Origin of the sequence: Arcobacter sp. F2176 (assembly GCF_004116465.1) — a bacterium.
Taxonomy (GTDB): Bacteria; Campylobacterota; Campylobacteria; order Campylobacterales; family Arcobacteraceae; genus Arcobacter; species Arcobacter siniprincipis.
The window spans coordinates 1-16,671 of the sequence record NZ_PDJV01000029.1; the positions used below are offsets into that span (position 1 = coordinate 1).

The following is a 16,671-nucleotide window of genomic DNA, read 5'->3' on the forward strand; positions in this document are numbered from 1 at the left end:
AAATTATACTTTTTTTGATATAATGGGTTTATGAATAAAAAAGAGTTCGAAAGTATAAGTATACTATTTGTTGATGATGAAGATTACATAAGGTCAAATGCTATTTCCTATTTGGAAAATTTTTTTGACAATGTTTTTGAAGCAAGAGATGCTTCTGAAGCTTTTGAAATTATTGATAATAATAAAATTAATATTATAATTACTGATATAAATATGCCAAATATAAATGGCTTAGATATGATAAAAAAGATTAGAGAAAAAGATTTAGATATAAAAATTATTGTTTTAAGTGCTCATACTCAAACAGAATATTTATTAGAAGCTATTGAATTGGGTCTAATAAAATATTTAGTAAAACCAATATCCCATGAAACTTTATATCCCATATTATCTCAATGTTCAGAAAAGATTATAAGTGATAATTCAAACAAAACTTTATTTTCTATAGATTGTTATTTTGATGCATTTAATAAAAGATTGCAAAATAAAGGAATAAGTATCAAACTCACAAGTAAAGAGTTAGATCTTTTATCTTTATTGTGTGAACATAAAAATAAAGTTGTTCTTTATGAAATAATACAAGAAAAAGTTTGGAATGGATCTATAATGAGTGAAGATGCTATTCGTTCAGTTGCACGAAAATTAAGAAAAAAACTTCCAAATAACTGTTTAGAAAACTTCTCAAAAATTGGATATAAAATAACTACCTTATCTTGAAAATCAAAATAAATGTCTTAAAAATGTCCTACTAATGTCCTAGAAATGGCTTTTTGTCTTTATTGAATAATTATAAGATTTTTCAGGATTGATTAAGAAAAATATAGGTTAAATTCGAAATATTAATGATACTAATTATCATAATTATCAGAAGGAAACAAATGAAAGTAAATGGAAAAATAAAATTATCAATCTGTTTGATAATGTGTTTATCAAGTCAAGTTTATGCAGATAATAGTGCTACAACTACATTAAAAGAAGTTGAAGTTATGGGCGTGGAAGATAATACAAAATCTTATACTGTAAGTGGTCTCCGTACAGCTACAAAATTAGATTTATCAGCTAGAGAAACACCTCAGTCTGTATTGGTTTTTACAAAACAAAAATTAGAAGATCAAAATATAACCACATATCAAGAATTATTAGCAAAAACTCCAGGGGTAACTTTAAATCAAATGGATGAAAGAGTATATCCTACAGCAAGAGGTTTCACTATAGATTATTACTTATTTGATGGTATACCAACATATTCTGTTAGTGATAATGCAGATGATCCAGATTTATCAATTTTTGATAGAGTAGAAATAGTAAAAGGTGCAAATGGTCTTATGACTGGTGCAGGTAATCCAGCTATGGGAATGAACTTTATTAGAAAACATGCAAACTCAAAAGAGCTTAAAGGAAATATAGATTTTTCTGCTGGTTCTTGGAATAATTATAGTTCTACCGCTGATATACAGACTTCTTTAAATGAAGAGGGAACAGTAAGAGTAAGAGTTGTAGCTAAACATCAAGATCAAGATTCTTTTATGGATAAATATGAAAAATCTACAGATGTTTTATATGGTGTTCTTGATATGGATTTGACTAATACAACATTTTTATCTTTAGGTGCTAGTGTAGAAGATATAGATAGAAGTGGAATTAGATGGGGTGGATTACCTGCTTTTTATGGTGATGGTAGTAAAACGCATTTTGATAATTCAAATACTATTTCAGATGATTGGGCCGAATGGAATATAAAAACAACAAATTATTATGCAGATTTAAAACAATATATAATCAATGACAGTTTTATTAATTTATCTTTATCACGAAAAGAAATTAGTTCTGATGGTAACTTAGTATATTATGGTGGAAAAGTAGACAAAAATACAGGTGGTCAAGTACTTGGTTCCTCTGATTATGGAGTTTATGGCTATGAATTTGCCAAAGATATAAAAGAAAATAATATTGATTTATATACTTCTATTCCCTTTGAAGTGGGAAAATTAGGACAAGAAATTATTATTGGAGCAATGTATAATAAATCTAAAACTAAAAAAAATGATTATGCAAGTAATTTAAACTGGAGTACAATAGATTTTAATAATATATCAATTCCAAAGCCAACTTATGGTACTTCGACTCATGATAATTTAGATGAAACAACACAAAGTGGAATTTATCTTGCTGGAAAAATTTCTTTAAGCGAAAATTTAAAATTAATTTCAGGGATAAGACTTTCATCTTGGAAATATGAAAATGATGATAGTACAAGAGATAGAGAGTATAAAAATGAAACGACACCTTATGTTGGATTGGTTTATGATATAAATAAAAATCATTCAATATATGCAAGTTATACTAGTATCTTTAAACCACAAGATAAAAAAGACAATAGTGGTAATTATTTAGACCCAATTGATGGAAAAAATTATGAAGTAGGAATAAAAGGTGAATATTTTGAAGGTGATTTAAATACTTCTTTAACTTTATTTAGAATAGAACAAGATGGTGCCCCATCAGATACAGGAGAAGTAAATAGTAAATTAGAATCAATTTATGAAGCTAAAGAAGTTGTAAGTAAAGGATTTGAAATAAGTGTATCGGGGAAAGTGACAGATAATCTTGATCTTGATTTTGGTTTAGCTAATTTTCAAGCAAAAAATTCTGATGGTAGTAAATATAATACTACTTCTTCAAGAACAACAGCAAACTTATTTGCAAAATATTCAATAAAAGATTATAGAATTGGTGCAGGAATAAATTACAAAAGTAAAATTTACACAGATACAGATTATGGAAGAATTACACAAGATAGTTATGTTACTGTGGACTTGATGACAGGATATAAGGTAAATAATAATTTAGACTTCCAATTAAATGTTAATAATCTATTTGATAAAGAGTATTACAGTGGATTAGGGTATTCTGGAATGGTTTATGGATCACCAAGAAGTGCAACAATTAACATGAAATATAGATTTTAAGTAATATTTTAAATGAATAACAATAATTGGAGAAAACCTTTTTGGAAGCTGCATCTTTGGATGGGGCTTCCTTTTTGGCTTATAATATTTTTTATTTGTATAACAGGAACTTTAGCAGTTGTAAGTTATGAAATAACATGGCTTTTTAATCCCGGAGTAAGAGCTTCTGGTGATGCTATTTTTACTACTAGTGAATTAATTACAAAAATTCAAGAGCAAGTTCCTGGGGCAAAAATATATAGTATAGAAACTGTAGAACCTTATTTAGCACACTTAGCTTATGTTTCTCTTCCTGATAGCCCATTTGCAAGAGTTTGGATTGATGCTGGAACTGGAATAGTTGGCGAAGTATCTACAGGACATACATTTCAAAGTATTATTCGAGCAATTCATGGTTGGCTTATGATGCCAGAGATTGGAGGAGTTTTTATAGGTTGGTATATTGTCTGTATTTTCTCTATCCCACTTTTTATTTCTTTAGTAACAGGGCTTATAATATATAGAAAATTTTGGAAATCATTTACAAAACCAAAGATTCATACTAATAAAGGAACAAGACCATTATTAATTAGCCTACACAAAGTTGGTGGAGTTTGGGCTGTTTGGTTTGGATTAATTATTTCCATAACTGCAATTTGGTTTTTGGTTATGATGGTATTAAGGGAAATTAGTTTTCCTTTTGAAGATTTAAATAAACAAGTTGTTATTTCTAAAAAAGATCTACCTTTGCTAAAAGTAAATGAAAAAATGACCTTGCCTAATTTAGATATTTCTATAAAAAAAGCAAATGAAAAAATCCCAAATTTAGATTTAGTAACTCTTCCTTCAAATGCATATGAGCCTTTAAAAGTTTCAGGAGAGAAAAGAACTCTGTTTTTCAGAGATACAGTTTACATGAATCCATACAATAATGAGATTTTAGAAGTGAGACTAGGAACTAACAAAAGTTTTTTAAGTGCAACAGCTACTTTTATGAGAGCTTTACATGTGGGGAATTTTGGTGGTTTTTGGATTAAAATACTTTGGTTTATTTTTGGACTTATATTAAGTGGTTTGATATTAAGTGGAATGCTAATGTGGACAAAAAGAACAGCAAAAAGAGGGAATGAAGATGCAATATAAAACAAAAAAGAAAGCAATAAATTTTTCACTTATATTTGTTTTAATTCCTTTTATTTATTTAGCAATATATTTTTGGTATGGAGAAAGTGAACCTGATCACAAATATTACAAACAGAGATTTATTGATGATTTTAAAGTAGTTTTATTTGAAGAAAATACAAAAGCTCCTTATACAATATTTAATGGAACTAAAATGAAAGATTATGGGGTAGAATTTAATGTTGAAGATTTAGCACATTTTAGAATTATTAATTTACAAGTTTCAAAAGAACTTCCCAAAATAAGTTTAATAGAAGGCTTAGTTCATGGAAGTCCCTATGAACTAGATGCTCATGTTCCCTTTCCCAAAACAATTGCTAAAGATGATAAACTTTGGTTAATAATTGAAAAATGGGATGGAAAAATAATTCACATTTCTTGGCCTTTAAAAGAGGTTCTTTCTACTACTGATTAAAGAATAATTTTCTACACATAAAATATTTACGGGGAGAGTATAACATGAAGTGAATTTATGTTAAAATCCTCCCATGAATAAAGAAGACTTTTTTATAAAACAATTTAAAAACACTCATAAAAATATTATTGGTGATGATGGGGCAGTTGTTGGCTCACATGTATATAGTATGGATGCTTTTTTTGAAAATGTACACTTTAAGCGAGAGTGGATGAGTTTAAAAGATATTGCTAGAAAAGCTATGATTGTAAACATATCAGATGCCATAGTTATGAATGCAATTCCTAAGTATGCACTTATAAGTATAGCTATTCCTAAAGATTTTTCTAAAGATGATTTAAAAGAGTTAGCAAATGGTTTCAAAAATATTGCTAAAAAATTTGGAATAAAAATAATTGGTGGAGATACTATTTCTAATGTAAAACTTGATATTTCTATTACAATTATTTCAAAAACAAAAAAACCTATTTTTAGAAAAGGCTTAAAAAAAGGAGATTTAGTTTGTTTTACTGGAGAACTTGGAACTTGTAAAAAAGATTTAGAATCTTTATTGCAAGGAAAAGAAGTCTCTAAAAAATCTAAGTTCATAAAACCAAAACTAAAATCTGAATTCTTTTATGAAATATCTCCTTATATTAACTGTGCTCTTGATATTTCTGATGGTTTGTTTTTTGAACTTGAAAGATTATCTGAGACAAACAACTTAGGATTTGATTTTTTTGATAAAATTAGTAAAGACATAGGATGTTCAGGAGAAGAGTATGAAATACTTTTCTCTTTTTGCGCAAAAAATAGAGATATCATCTCTAAAATAGCAAAAAAGCATAAAGTAAAATTAAACATCTTTGCAAAAGTAGTTGATGGAACATATAAAGGTGATTGTCAAAATCATCATTTTAATTAAGGGAAAATATTGGAAGAAAACACAAACTTAAACAAACACAATTTACAATACTATTTAAATCATTCAAAAATAGATGTATTATTTAAACAAAACAAAGATGATTTCGTCGTTACAGAAATACCTTTATATGACTTTGTAGGTGAGGGTGAGCATATAGTAGTAAAACTTAGGAAAAAAGATTTATCTACTTGGGATGCTTTACAAATTATTGCAGATAGTATTGGGTGTAAATTAAGAGACATTGGATATGCAGGATTAAAAGATAAAAATGCAATGACCATACAACATATCTCTATTCCTAAACAATTTGAAGAGAAAATAAATAGCTTTACTCATGAAAATATAAAGTTCTTAGAAACTATTAATCATAATAATAAGATTAGAATTGGTCACTTAAAAGGTAATAAGTTTTTTATTAGACTAAAAAGAGTTAGTCCAATGGATTCTAAAAAGATAGAACAAGCTTTAGGTAAGATTGCTACTTATGGTATTCCTAATTATTTTGGTGTTCAAAGATTTGGAGCCTTTGGTGATAATCATGAAAAAGGTCAACAAATAGTTGAGGGTACACTAAAAGAGAAAAGAAGAAACCTAAAACAGATGTATTTAAATGCTTATCAAAGTTTTTTATTTAACTCTGTATGTAATTGAGCAAATAAATAAATGTGAGTACAAATAACAAGTAAAAATACTACTAAATAAACTTTTCTTTTTTTCCATTTGAGAATATTAACATAATATTGATAATGATTATCTTAATTATTGTTTAAATTCTTAAAATATTAATTTTACATTTTAAGAGTTTAATTTTATGAAATAATTAGAAATTTATCTATATACTATATGAAATTTTTAGGAGGATAATATGAATATAAAAAAATTATTAAAGTCTGGAGTGTTTTTTACACTATTATTTGGTTTCACACAAAGTTTTGCTTGGCAAATGGTTTATCACAATGATGAAAATGGAAATGTTGTTAGTGGAAAGTTGGAAGTTCTTATTGATGCTATTAATAATGGACATAACGTTAGAGTAATGAGAGAAATAAATGGAATAAAAAATGTAGTTGATGCAGATGAAATTTACATAAAAGATAATAAAGTTTATATGACTAATACTAGAGCAATTAGTATTCAAGAAGATGGTACAAAATACAAATTTCAGCCTACTGCATATCATTTTTTTATACTTTATGATACAGATGGGAATTTTCACATGAGTAGATGGTTAGTTGGAATAAATCAAAAGTTAAGTGAAGAGTATATGAATGTTGACTTAAAATGGTTTATTGACTAATTTAAAGTTGATATAATTATTATTTAAATTAGCTTTCAACAAAAGGTGAGCAACTTTAGTTCATCTTTAAATATAATTTAGAATAAATATATTTGTCAATCTTTTATTCTAAATTTTTGACATAAATAATTTATCAAAAAATCAAGTCAATTTATGATAAAATCCCCCAATGAATAAAGAAGACTTTTTTATAAAACAATTTAAAAACACTCATAAAAATATTATTGGTGATGATGGAGCTGTTGTTGGCTCACATGTATATAGTATGGATGCTTTTTTTGAAAATGTGCATTTTAAACGAGATTGGATGAGTTTAAAAGATATTGCAAGAAAAGCAATGATTGTAAATATCTCCGATGCAATAGTTATGAATGCAATTCCTAAGTATGCACTTATAAGTATAGCTATTCCTAAAGATTTCTCTAAAGATGATTTGAAAGAGTTAGCAAATGGCTTTAAAAATATTGCAAAGAAATTTGGGATTAAAATAATTGGTGGTGATACAATATCAAATATCAAACTTGATATTTCTATTACAATTATTTCAAAAACAAAAAAACCAATATTTAGAAAAGGTTTAAAAAAAGATGATTTTTTATGTTATACAGGAGAGCTAGGAACTTGCAAAAAAGATTTAAAATCTTTATTACAAGGGAAAGAAGTCTCTAAAAAATCTAAGTTCATAAAACCAAAACTAAAATCTGAATTTTTTTATGAAATATCTCCTTATATTAACTGTGCTCTTGATATTTCTGATGGTTTGTTTTTTGAACTTGAAAGATTATCAGAAATAAATAACTTAGGATTTGATTTTTTTGATAAAATTAGTAAAGACATAGGATGTTCAGGAGAAGAGTATGAAATACTTTTCTCTTTTTGCGCAAAAAATAGAGATATCATCTCTAAAATAGCAAAAAAGCATAAAGTAAAATTAAACATCTTTGCAAAAGTAGTTGATGGAACATATAAAGGTGATTGTCAAAATCATCATTTTAATTAAGGGAAAATATTGGAAGAAAACACAAACTTAAACAAACACAATTTACAATACTATTTAAATCATTCAAAAATAGATGTATTATTTAAACAAAACAAAGATGATTTCGTCGTTACAGAAATACCTTTATATGACTTTGTAGGTGAGGGTGAGCATATAGTAGTAAAACTTAGGAAAAAAGATTTATCTACTTGGGATGCTTTACAAATTATTGCAGATAGTATTGGGTGTAAATTAAGAGACATTGGATATGCAGGATTAAAAGATAAAAATGCAATGACCATACAACATATCTCTATTCCTAAACAATTTGAAGAGAAAATAAATAGCTTTACTCATGAAAATATAAAGTTCTTAGAAACTATTAATCATAATAATAAGATTAGAATTGGTCACTTAAAAGGTAATAAGTTTTTTATTAGACTAAAAAGAGTTAGTCCAATGGATTCTAAAAAGATAGAACAAGCTTTAGGTAAGATTGCTACTTATGGTATTCCTAATTATTTTGGTGTTCAAAGATTTGGAGCCTTTGGTGATAATCATGAAAAAGGTCAACAAATAGTTGAGGGTACACTAAAAGAGAAAAGAAGAAACCTAAAACAGATGTATTTAAATGCTTATCAAAGTTTTTTATTTAACTCTTGGCTTTCAAAAAGAGTTGAAATTTCTAAATTAATTGATGCTTTTGAACCAAAAGAGATTTGCGAAAAAATTGGACTTCCTCAAGATATAGTAAAACAAATGAAAGCTCAAGAACACCCTTTTAAAATGCTTCCGGGTGAACTTATGAGTCATTATCCTTTTGGAAAAATATTTATAGCTGAAGAGTTAGAAATTGAAAGTGAAAAGTTTTATAAAAAAGATAGAGTTCCTACTGGATTATTACCAGGTAAAAGAGTAAAAGTAAGTGAAGGTTTAGCTCAAGAATTTGAAAAAGAGTTTGATAAAAAAACATTTGAAGATGGAGCAAGAAGATTTGCTTGGGTATTTCCAGATGAAATAGAATCAAATTATAAAGAAGATAAAAATTGGTTTGAGATATCTTTTACTTTACCAAAAGGTTCATATGCCACACAAGTTATTTCAGAAATAATACATTAATAAATAATTAAGTGTAGATAACATTTTTAAGCTTAGCTTTGATAAACTTTAATTTAAATAAATTTAATGTTTTAAATAAAAGGTTTATCATGAATTATGAAGAGGTAGTTGTCGAATTAGACCATGTTATAAAGAGTTCTGAAAAGGTAGCTGTATCAGTTTTTGATAAACTAGAATTAGCTTTATCATATACAAAAGAAAAAGAATCAAGTGATTTGATTATGGAAGTTATGAATACAATACAAGAAGAAGATATCTTCAGACAAAAACTTGAAAGAGTTGTGAATTGTATTTGCGAAGCTCAAGGCATAGATGGATCTAGATTTAATATAGCGCCAACTGCGAAACATATTTCAGGTGATAAATATGATGATGAAATATCTCAAGAGGATATCGATAAAATGTTTGCCAATATCAATAAATAGAAAGTTCAAACTTTCTATTTATTACATACTTCTTTTTTAAGAGTATTTAAAGTTCCAAATATTCTTAAAGACTCTATTTCAACTTCTTTTGCTTTCTCATTTAAAATATTATTTGCTTCATTATTTGCATTTGCATCAGTTAATGCTTGTATCTTTCTTGCCAATGAACTATTTAAAGTTTTAAGCTCTTCAAGTGAATTAGATGCTTCAATATTATAAGTTGCTTCAAAATTACTAATAAATGTAGAAAGAACTTCTGAAGGCGTTGCACTCCATTTAGTTTTTTCACCCAATCTAGAATAAGCTTGATCTTTTAATTCTAAAACATTTACTTTTACTTTTGCTGCATCATAGACTAAGTCTACATTACATACTTGTTCTCTCGCATCTTGAATAAAACTAGCTCTTGAAGCAGCTGTTACAAGAGAATTTGACATATTAGCAATCAATCTTGACATATTAGATATATCTTCTGCTACTCCTGCATTTTGTTGTGTCGCTTGATCTAAAGTTGTAACAGCATCATTGATTTGTCTAATACCAGCTTCTTGTTCTTTTGCTGCATTTGAAACATTATCAATCATTACTATTGTATCAGTAACATTTTGATTTAATTCATTATATCCTTCAATCATTTTATTTGAAATATCTTGTCCGCCTTTTGCTTTCATCGAAGCAGCTTCAACTATATCTTTTATCTCTTTAGCAGCTTCTGCACTTCTTGATGCAAGGTTTCGCACTTCTTGAGCAACAACAGCAAAACCTTTACCTGCTTCCCCAGCAGTTGCAGCTTCTACAGCAGCATTAAGTGAAAGAATATTTGTTTGAAATGCAATTTGATCAATTATTTCAATAGCATCATTTATTGAACTTACTTGTTTATTAATATCTTCCATTGAATTAGCAGTTTGATTTGCTAAATCTTGTCCATTTTTTGCAGAAGCAGTAAGTTCCTGAGATAATAGCTTCATTTTACTAGCTGCTTCATTTGTTCCTTTTATGTTAGAAGTTATTTCTTCTAATGCAGCAGCTGTCTCTTCTAAAGATGCAGCTTGTTTATTTGATGATTTAGATAAATTGCTTGCAGCATCTGATAATGTTTGAGTATTTTCATTTAATGAATCACCCGTATTCATAATCATTGCTAAGATTTCAGAAGTATTATGTCCTACAAGTTTTATTCCAGCAGTTAGTGAACCTAAGTCTCCATAAATACCCTTATCATCAATTTGTGCATCAAATTTTGATTCAGAGTAGTGTTTTAAAGTAGCATTTATTTTTTCTAGGGTAGCTCTAGTTCCACTAATCATAGTATTAAGTTTATTTTTTAAATCTTCAACATGAGGATTTGCAGCTTTAGAATTAACATTATATACAAAAAATCCATTACCTGTTTTTTCTAAAACATCATTTGCTTCTTCAATAACTTTGGCATCAAGTGCAAGACCTGCATTAACTTTATCCATATATGAGTTAAATAAATCAGCAACTTCAGAAATTTCATCTTTTGATTGAACGCTTAATCTTATATTTGTATCATTTGATTCAATTAAGTTTGTAAAACCTGATTTTAAAGACTCAATTGGGTTTGTAGCTCTTTTAACTAAAAAGAAAATTAATACAATAGTCAATATACTAAGTATAAGTGAAGTAGTAGAAATACTTACAACTAAATCAACTAGTTCTCTATCTGAATCTTGTAGTGAAAAAGTTAAGTCCATTACTCCAATTACATCACCAACTTGTTGATTTGCATGACACATAATACAATCTTGTTCCGCAATCATAGGTTTGATCATTCTTATTTCATGATTACCATTATCTGTTGTTTCAAATAATTGAGAATTTTTAGTTTCAAAAGATTTTAATATATTGGGATCTTCTGTATATTTTGCATTAGGTGCATACATTTCGATTAGGGGTTTACTTTTTGCAACAGTTAAATTTTTAACACCTTTTATGGTTGCTGCATCTTTTTCTGCTTTTTGGATAGTAGCAACATCCCCCGTTGACATTGCATTTCTTAAACTTTGAAACATTGCCGTATTTAACATTTCTAAGTATTCTTTTGTAGTATTTAAAGAATCTCTTTTTACTTCTGTTGTAGTAAAGTAAATCACTGAAGTACTACTAATTGTCATTAAAATAATTAGTGCAAATATTATCTTATTGCTTATTTTTTTCGATATAAATCCAAACATTTATTAACCTTAATCTTTAAGTTGTAATAGTATATAATTAAATCTATTTATAAACAATTAAAAACTTAAAGAGATTTGAAAAAATAATGATAGTTGGAATAAACGGAAAAATAATAAGAAAAGAGCCAACCCTCTTACATATCGATGTTAATGGGTTAGTTTATGAGGTCTTCGTATCTGTTAATTGTAGTTCTAAAATTGTAGATAATAATATTTTTTTACATACTACATACATAATAAGAGAAGATTCTCAGTCTTTATATGGATTTATTGATGTAAATGAAAAAAAACTTTTTGATACAGTAATAAAAATAAATGGAGTGGGACCAAAAGTAGCACTTGCTATTTGTTCAACTTTTACTCCAAGTTCTTTTTCTCAAATAGTAAGTTCAAATGATATTTCTATGTTAAAAAGAGTTCCAGGCATTGGTCCAAAAGGAGCTAGTAGAATTTTGGTTGAGTTATCTGGATTTGTTATTGATGGAAATAGTGATGAAGATTCAATGGGTACAAATATGATGGAAGCATCTATGGCATTGGAATCATTAGGATTCAAAAAAGATGTTATAAGTAAAGCATTAAAAAGCTGTAGTGCTACAAATACAAGTGACTTAGTAAGAGAAGCACTTAAAAGATTACAAAAATAGATTTAAAGGTTAGATAAGAATGAAGATTGCTATAGTTTTTGGTGGAAGTAGTTATGAACATGAGATTTCAATAGTATCTGCTATTGCTATGAGAGATGTTATTAAAAGTGAATTAGAGTATATATTTTTAGATGAGAACAGAGACTTTTATCATATTCCTACTAAAACAATAAAATCAAAACTTTTTAGTACTGGTGAATATAAAAAGTGCGATAAATTAACTATCAAAAAAGGTGGCTTTTCAAAAAAAGCTATGTTTGGTGAAAAAAATGTAGAGTTTGATATTGTATTAAACTTAATTCATGGTGGAGATGGTGAAGATGGAATAGTTGCTTCACTATTTGAATTTTTTGATATAAGATACATAGGTCCTAGAGTTGGAGCTTGTAGTGTAAGTTTCAATAAGTTTTTAACAAAAGGATATGCTTCATCTTTAGGGATTAAGACAATACCTTATCAATACTTTACAAAATTTGATGAAGTAAGTGTAGAACAATTTCCAGTAATTGTGAAACCAGTTACTTTAGGAAGCTCAATTGGGGTTAGTATTGTAAAATCAAAAGAAGAGTTAAGTTATGCCCTTGATGTTGCTTTTGAGTTTGATAATGCAGTTTTAATAGAAACTTTCGTACCAAATATAAAAGAGTACAACCTTGCGGGTTATAAAATAGGGAATGAAATCAAATACTCAATAGTAGAAGAGCCACAAAAAGCTGACTTTTTAGATTTTGATAAAAAGTACCTTGATTTTGCAAGAACAGAGCGAGTAAGTGTTGCTAATATTAGTGATGAGTTAAAAGATAAGTTGAAAAAAGCTTTTGAGACTATTTATAATACTACTTTTAATGATGCAATGATTAGATGTGATTTTTTTGTAATAGATGATGAAGTATATTTAAATGAGATTAACCCAATCCCTGGTTCTATGGCAAACTATCTGTTTGAAGATTTTGATGCAAGTATAAAAGAACTATCAAAATCACTAAGGCTAAAAGATAAAATCAAAATCTCATATGACTATGTAAATAAAATCCAAGCGGCTAAGGGTAAATAAACCTTGGCTTTAAAATCAATCCAATACGATAATAAAACTTTTGATATCTCATATGAAATAGTAAATCAATCTTCAAAAAAAGATATTATTATTCTCCATGGTTGGGGTTCAAATAAAGATATCATGAGTAAAAACTTCAAAAACTATTTGCCCCAGTTTAGACATATCTATGTGGACTTACCAGGTTTTGGAAAAAGCCCTACACAATATGTTCTTACAACAGATGATTATACAAATATCATGGAAATATTTTTAAAAACTATCAATGCCTCAAAAGATACAATTATGGGACACTCATACGGAGGAAAAGTTGCCACAAAATTAAACCCTAAAAATCTTATACTTTTAAGTAGTGCAGGAATAGTAGAAGAAAAATCAGCTAAAGTAAAAAGAAAAATCAAAATGGCAAAGTTTTTTAAAGCCTTGGGATTAGGTGCTATTACTAAGATTTTTAGAAGTAAAGATGTGGATAATATGAGTGAAAATATGTATGCAACTTTTAAAAATGTACTAAATGAAGATTTTACCGAAGATTTTAAAAACTTTTTAGGGAAAGCATATATTTTTTGGGGTGAAAGTGATACTGCAACTTCTTTAGCCTCAGGAGAAAAAATAGCCTCACTTATAAAAAACAGTGAATTTAAATCATATGAAGGGACTCACTTCTTCTTTGTTGAACATGCAAAAGATATAAGTGAAAGAGTAGAAAATGGAATACTTTAATATATTTACACATTTAGTTTTAGTTATGGCACTTGGTTGGTATTTGATTACCAATTTACAATGGTATAGCTATAAGTTAGAAAGAGTTATTTTTAAACATCACAAATTGCATTGGCATATTATATATTTTGTAACGCCTTTTGTGATGTATTATTTATTGCCGTCATTATACTTTTTAGTTTATTTTTATGCTTTATATTTGCCCCTATTAGTTTTATGGAATATGAAACTTGATAAACCTTTGGTTTTAACTTCAAGGGTTCAAAGATTCTTAGCCATACTTCTGTTTGTAACATTTAGTATAAGTCTTTTATGTTTTGTAAGTGAAAATTGTAAATCTGCTGGTATTTTTATCCCACTATTTATAGCTTATTTGGTCTCTTTCTCTTTAGAGCGAATATTTTTTATCTCTTTTAAACATAGAGCTAAAAAAAGACTTCAAGGTATAAAAGACTTAAAAATCATAGCTATTACTGCATCATATGGAAAAACATCTATAAAAAACTATTTATACCAAATCCTTAAATCAAAGTTCAATGCCTATAAAACTCCAAGAAGTGTAAATACCCTAGCAGGACTTGTTTTAGATGTAAATAGAGACCTACCTGACAATGCAGAGATATACATAGCAGAAGCAGGTGCTAGAATGCAAGGTGATATAGAAGAGATATCAAACTTCTTGCACCAAGATTATGCGATCTTAGGACAAGTAGGTGAACAACATATAGAGTACTTCAAAACCTTAAATAATATTATCCACACAAAAATGGAAATCCTAAAATCACCAAAAATGATAAAAGCTTTTGTACATGAATCTGTACCAATTTTAGATTATGCAAAAATAGAAAAGTTCCCAAATGATTTAAATATAACAAAAAGCAATTTAGATGGAATCTGGTTTGATGTAAATATTGATGGGAAACAAGAACATTTCTACGCACCAATACTTGGAAGTTTCAACGCAGTGAATCTAACAGCTTGTATTCTTATGGCAAAAGAGTTAGGGATGAGTATAGATCAAATCAAAATAGCTCTAAATAAAATCAAACCAGTAGAACACAGACTTCAAAAAATAGAAGCTGGTGGGAAAGTTATCATTGATGATAGTTTTAATGGAAATTTTGAGGGGATGCTTGAAGCTGTAAATTTATGTAGCGAGTATGAAGGAAGAAAAGTAATCATAACGCCAGGTTTAGTTGAATCAACAGATGAGACAAATATCCTTTTAGCAAAAGAGATAGATAAACACTTCGATTTTGTTATTTTAACTGGTTCATTAAATACTCATCTTTTTAGTGATAATATAGATAAGAATAAACAGTTTATCCTAAAAGATAAATCAAAGATGGAAGAGACTTTAATAGAAAAAACAAGAGCAGGGGATTTAATCCTTTTCGCAAACGACGCACCAAACTTCATATAGGAATTATTATGGAAAGAATATACGCACCTTGGCGATTTGAATATGTAACAGAAGATAAGATTGATGGGTGTGTTTTTTGCCACATTTATGAAAATCCAAATGATGATGAAAAACTAGGTGTTGTTTTTAGAGATAAAAACTGCTATGTAGTTATGAACAAATACCCATACACTCCGGGTCATATGATGGTAATCCCAAATTTTCACACAGAAAATATAGAAGATTTAAACGATGAAGTATGGATTGAGATGTCTTTGAGAGTAAAACAAGCTACAAAGATGTTAAAAGAGGTTTTAAATGCCGAGGGTATAAATATTGGTATGAATCTTAGCAAAGCTGCTGGTGCTGGTATTGCTGAGCATGTTCATTATCATCTTGTTCCAAGATGGGGAGGGGATACTAATTTTATCACGACTATTGGTGATACTAGAGTTTATCCTGTTGATTTTGGGAAGATTTATAAGAAACTTTGTGAGAATGCTTTGGAGTATTTTGTATAAAGTTAAATAATGAGATATATAAAAAAATTGTTAATATAATAAGTGTATTTTTTATAGTTATGGTTTTTATTGGATGTGAGTTTAATGAGTCATTACCCCAAAAGTTTGTAGTATTTAAAAAAGATTTAATTGGTAAATGGAAAATTATAGATAATAAAGATTATCCAATTGTAATAATTTCAAATAATAATAGAGAATATATTTTTAAAACTTATGAAACTAATAGTGATAAATCTCAGGAAATAAGTGCTTATCTTTACGATTTAGATTATTTAAAAATACTTCAATTAAACTTTGGCATTAAAAAAAAACCTTTTTTTGGAAGATATGAGTTATTGAAGATAGATTTTTTATCAAAAGATAAAATTCTTTTAACGCATATTGATTTTGCTAAGTTTAAAGAGATAGGTGATGATTATAATAAAAGTAATAAATTAAAAAAATATGATTATGCAGATGTACCTAGTAGTTTAATTTATAAATTGATTAAAGAAAATAAAGATACCCTTTTTCTAAATACTAAACATGCATTATTAAATAAAGTTGAATAGAGTTTTCTATTTTCTCATAAAAACTTAAAAGTTTTCGTTCTTCTTACTTTTTGGTCTCGAAAAAGTAAGCAAAAAAGACTGCCGAATTGATGAAGGCAAAGCTACCTTCCAGTTAGATATTTATTTTCTGCCCTGTAAAACTCACTAAAATGACCGTTTAGGTCATTTCTTAACGCTTGTATAATTAATTTATCACTCAAGTAAGTAGTACAATTTTATTATAGAGTCGGTTAGATGTAGATTGATTTTAACAGGAAGCCATTATATTTAATGAGCTTGTGTTTGAGCTAAATTGCTAAACTG

Annotated in this window: 17 protein-coding genes; 16 read left to right on the forward strand and 1 reads right to left on the reverse strand. The window is 27.8% G+C overall.

The window, feature by feature from the left end; translation table 11 throughout:
- The first annotated feature begins 30 nt into the window (after positions 1-30).
- The 10 genes from CRU95_RS15285 (at position 31) to CRU95_RS15330 (ending at position 9,269) form a co-directional block, all read left to right on the forward strand.
- Positions 31-717: a response regulator transcription factor gene (locus CRU95_RS15285; protein WP_129101988.1), complete on the forward strand. Its 687-nt coding sequence runs from the start codon at positions 31-33 to the stop codon at positions 715-717.
- A 161-nt stretch (positions 718-878) separates the two neighbouring features.
- Positions 879-2,969, forward strand: coding sequence for a TonB-dependent siderophore receptor (locus tag CRU95_RS15290; protein ID WP_129101989.1), 2,091 nt, complete (start codon positions 879-881; stop codon positions 2,967-2,969).
- A gap of 12 nt (positions 2,970-2,981) precedes the next feature.
- A complete protein-coding gene (locus CRU95_RS15295; protein ID WP_129101990.1) occupies positions 2,982-4,091 on the forward strand; it encodes a PepSY domain-containing protein in 1,110 nt (369 codons plus the stop codon).
- A complete protein-coding gene (locus tag CRU95_RS15300) occupies positions 4,081-4,545 on the forward strand; it encodes a hypothetical protein (protein WP_129101991.1) in 465 nt (154 codons plus the stop codon). Before CRU95_RS15295 ends, CRU95_RS15300 begins: the two co-directional genes overlap by 11 nt.
- Before the next feature lie 73 nt (positions 4,546-4,618).
- Positions 4,619-5,449: a thiamine-phosphate kinase gene (locus CRU95_RS15305; RefSeq protein ID WP_129101992.1), complete on the forward strand. Its 831-nt coding sequence runs from the start codon at positions 4,619-4,621 to the stop codon at positions 5,447-5,449.
- Between the two features lie 9 nt (positions 5,450-5,458).
- Entirely contained in the window at positions 5,459-6,100 is a 642-nt protein-coding gene (gene truD / locus CRU95_RS15310; RefSeq protein ID WP_258238736.1) for a tRNA pseudouridine(13) synthase TruD, read from the forward strand.
- Positions 6,101-6,314: 214 nt separating this feature from the next.
- Positions 6,315-6,746: a hypothetical protein gene (locus CRU95_RS15315; RefSeq protein ID WP_129101993.1), complete on the forward strand. Its 432-nt coding sequence runs from the start codon at positions 6,315-6,317 to the stop codon at positions 6,744-6,746.
- 169 nt (positions 6,747-6,915) lie between these two features.
- A complete protein-coding gene (locus CRU95_RS15320; RefSeq protein WP_129101994.1) occupies positions 6,916-7,746 on the forward strand; it encodes a thiamine-phosphate kinase in 831 nt (276 codons plus the stop codon).
- 9 nt (positions 7,747-7,755) lie between these two features.
- Positions 7,756-8,844, forward strand: coding sequence for a tRNA pseudouridine(13) synthase TruD (truD, locus tag CRU95_RS15325; RefSeq protein WP_129101995.1), 1,089 nt, complete (start codon positions 7,756-7,758; stop codon positions 8,842-8,844).
- Between the two features lie 89 nt (positions 8,845-8,933).
- Positions 8,934-9,269, forward strand: a complete 336-nt coding sequence (locus tag CRU95_RS15330) for a hypothetical protein (protein WP_129101996.1) — start codon at positions 8,934-8,936, stop codon at positions 9,267-9,269.
- A 14-nt stretch (positions 9,270-9,283) separates the two neighbouring features.
- Here the strand turns inward: CRU95_RS15330 and CRU95_RS15335 are convergent, their stop codons facing one another.
- On the reverse strand, positions 9,284-11,470 hold the full coding sequence (locus CRU95_RS15335) for a methyl-accepting chemotaxis protein (RefSeq protein ID WP_129101997.1): 2,187 nt from the start codon (positions 11,468-11,470) through the stop codon (positions 9,284-9,286).
- A gap of 86 nt (positions 11,471-11,556) precedes the next feature.
- Here CRU95_RS15335 and ruvA point away from each other — a divergent pair, with 86 nt between their 5' ends.
- From ruvA to CRU95_RS15365, 6 genes are read left to right on the forward strand one after another with little or no spacing between them, the layout of a single operon-like run.
- Complete coding sequence (ruvA, locus tag CRU95_RS15340) at positions 11,557-12,117, forward strand: Holliday junction branch migration protein RuvA (protein WP_129101998.1); 561 nt, start codon at positions 11,557-11,559, stop codon at positions 12,115-12,117.
- A 19-nt stretch (positions 12,118-12,136) separates the two neighbouring features.
- Positions 12,137-13,171, forward strand: a complete 1,035-nt coding sequence (locus CRU95_RS15345; RefSeq protein ID WP_129101999.1) for a D-alanine--D-alanine ligase — start codon at positions 12,137-12,139, stop codon at positions 13,169-13,171.
- Positions 13,172-13,174: 3 nt separating this feature from the next.
- Complete coding sequence (locus CRU95_RS15350; protein ID WP_129102000.1) at positions 13,175-13,894, forward strand: alpha/beta fold hydrolase; 720 nt, start codon at positions 13,175-13,177, stop codon at positions 13,892-13,894.
- Positions 13,881-15,317, forward strand: coding sequence for a UDP-N-acetylmuramoyl-tripeptide--D-alanyl-D-alanine ligase (locus CRU95_RS15355; RefSeq protein WP_129102001.1), 1,437 nt, complete (start codon positions 13,881-13,883; stop codon positions 15,315-15,317). Before CRU95_RS15350 ends, CRU95_RS15355 begins: the two co-directional genes overlap by 14 nt.
- A gap of 8 nt (positions 15,318-15,325) precedes the next feature.
- Positions 15,326-15,817 carry an HIT domain-containing protein gene (locus CRU95_RS15360; RefSeq protein WP_129102002.1) on the forward strand — a complete coding sequence of 164 codons (492 nt, stop codon included), beginning with the start codon at positions 15,326-15,328 and terminating at the stop codon, positions 15,815-15,817.
- Between the two features lie 59 nt (positions 15,818-15,876).
- A complete protein-coding gene (locus CRU95_RS15365; protein WP_129102003.1) occupies positions 15,877-16,368 on the forward strand; it encodes a hypothetical protein in 492 nt (163 codons plus the stop codon).
- Positions 16,369-16,671: the final 303 nt, after the last annotated feature.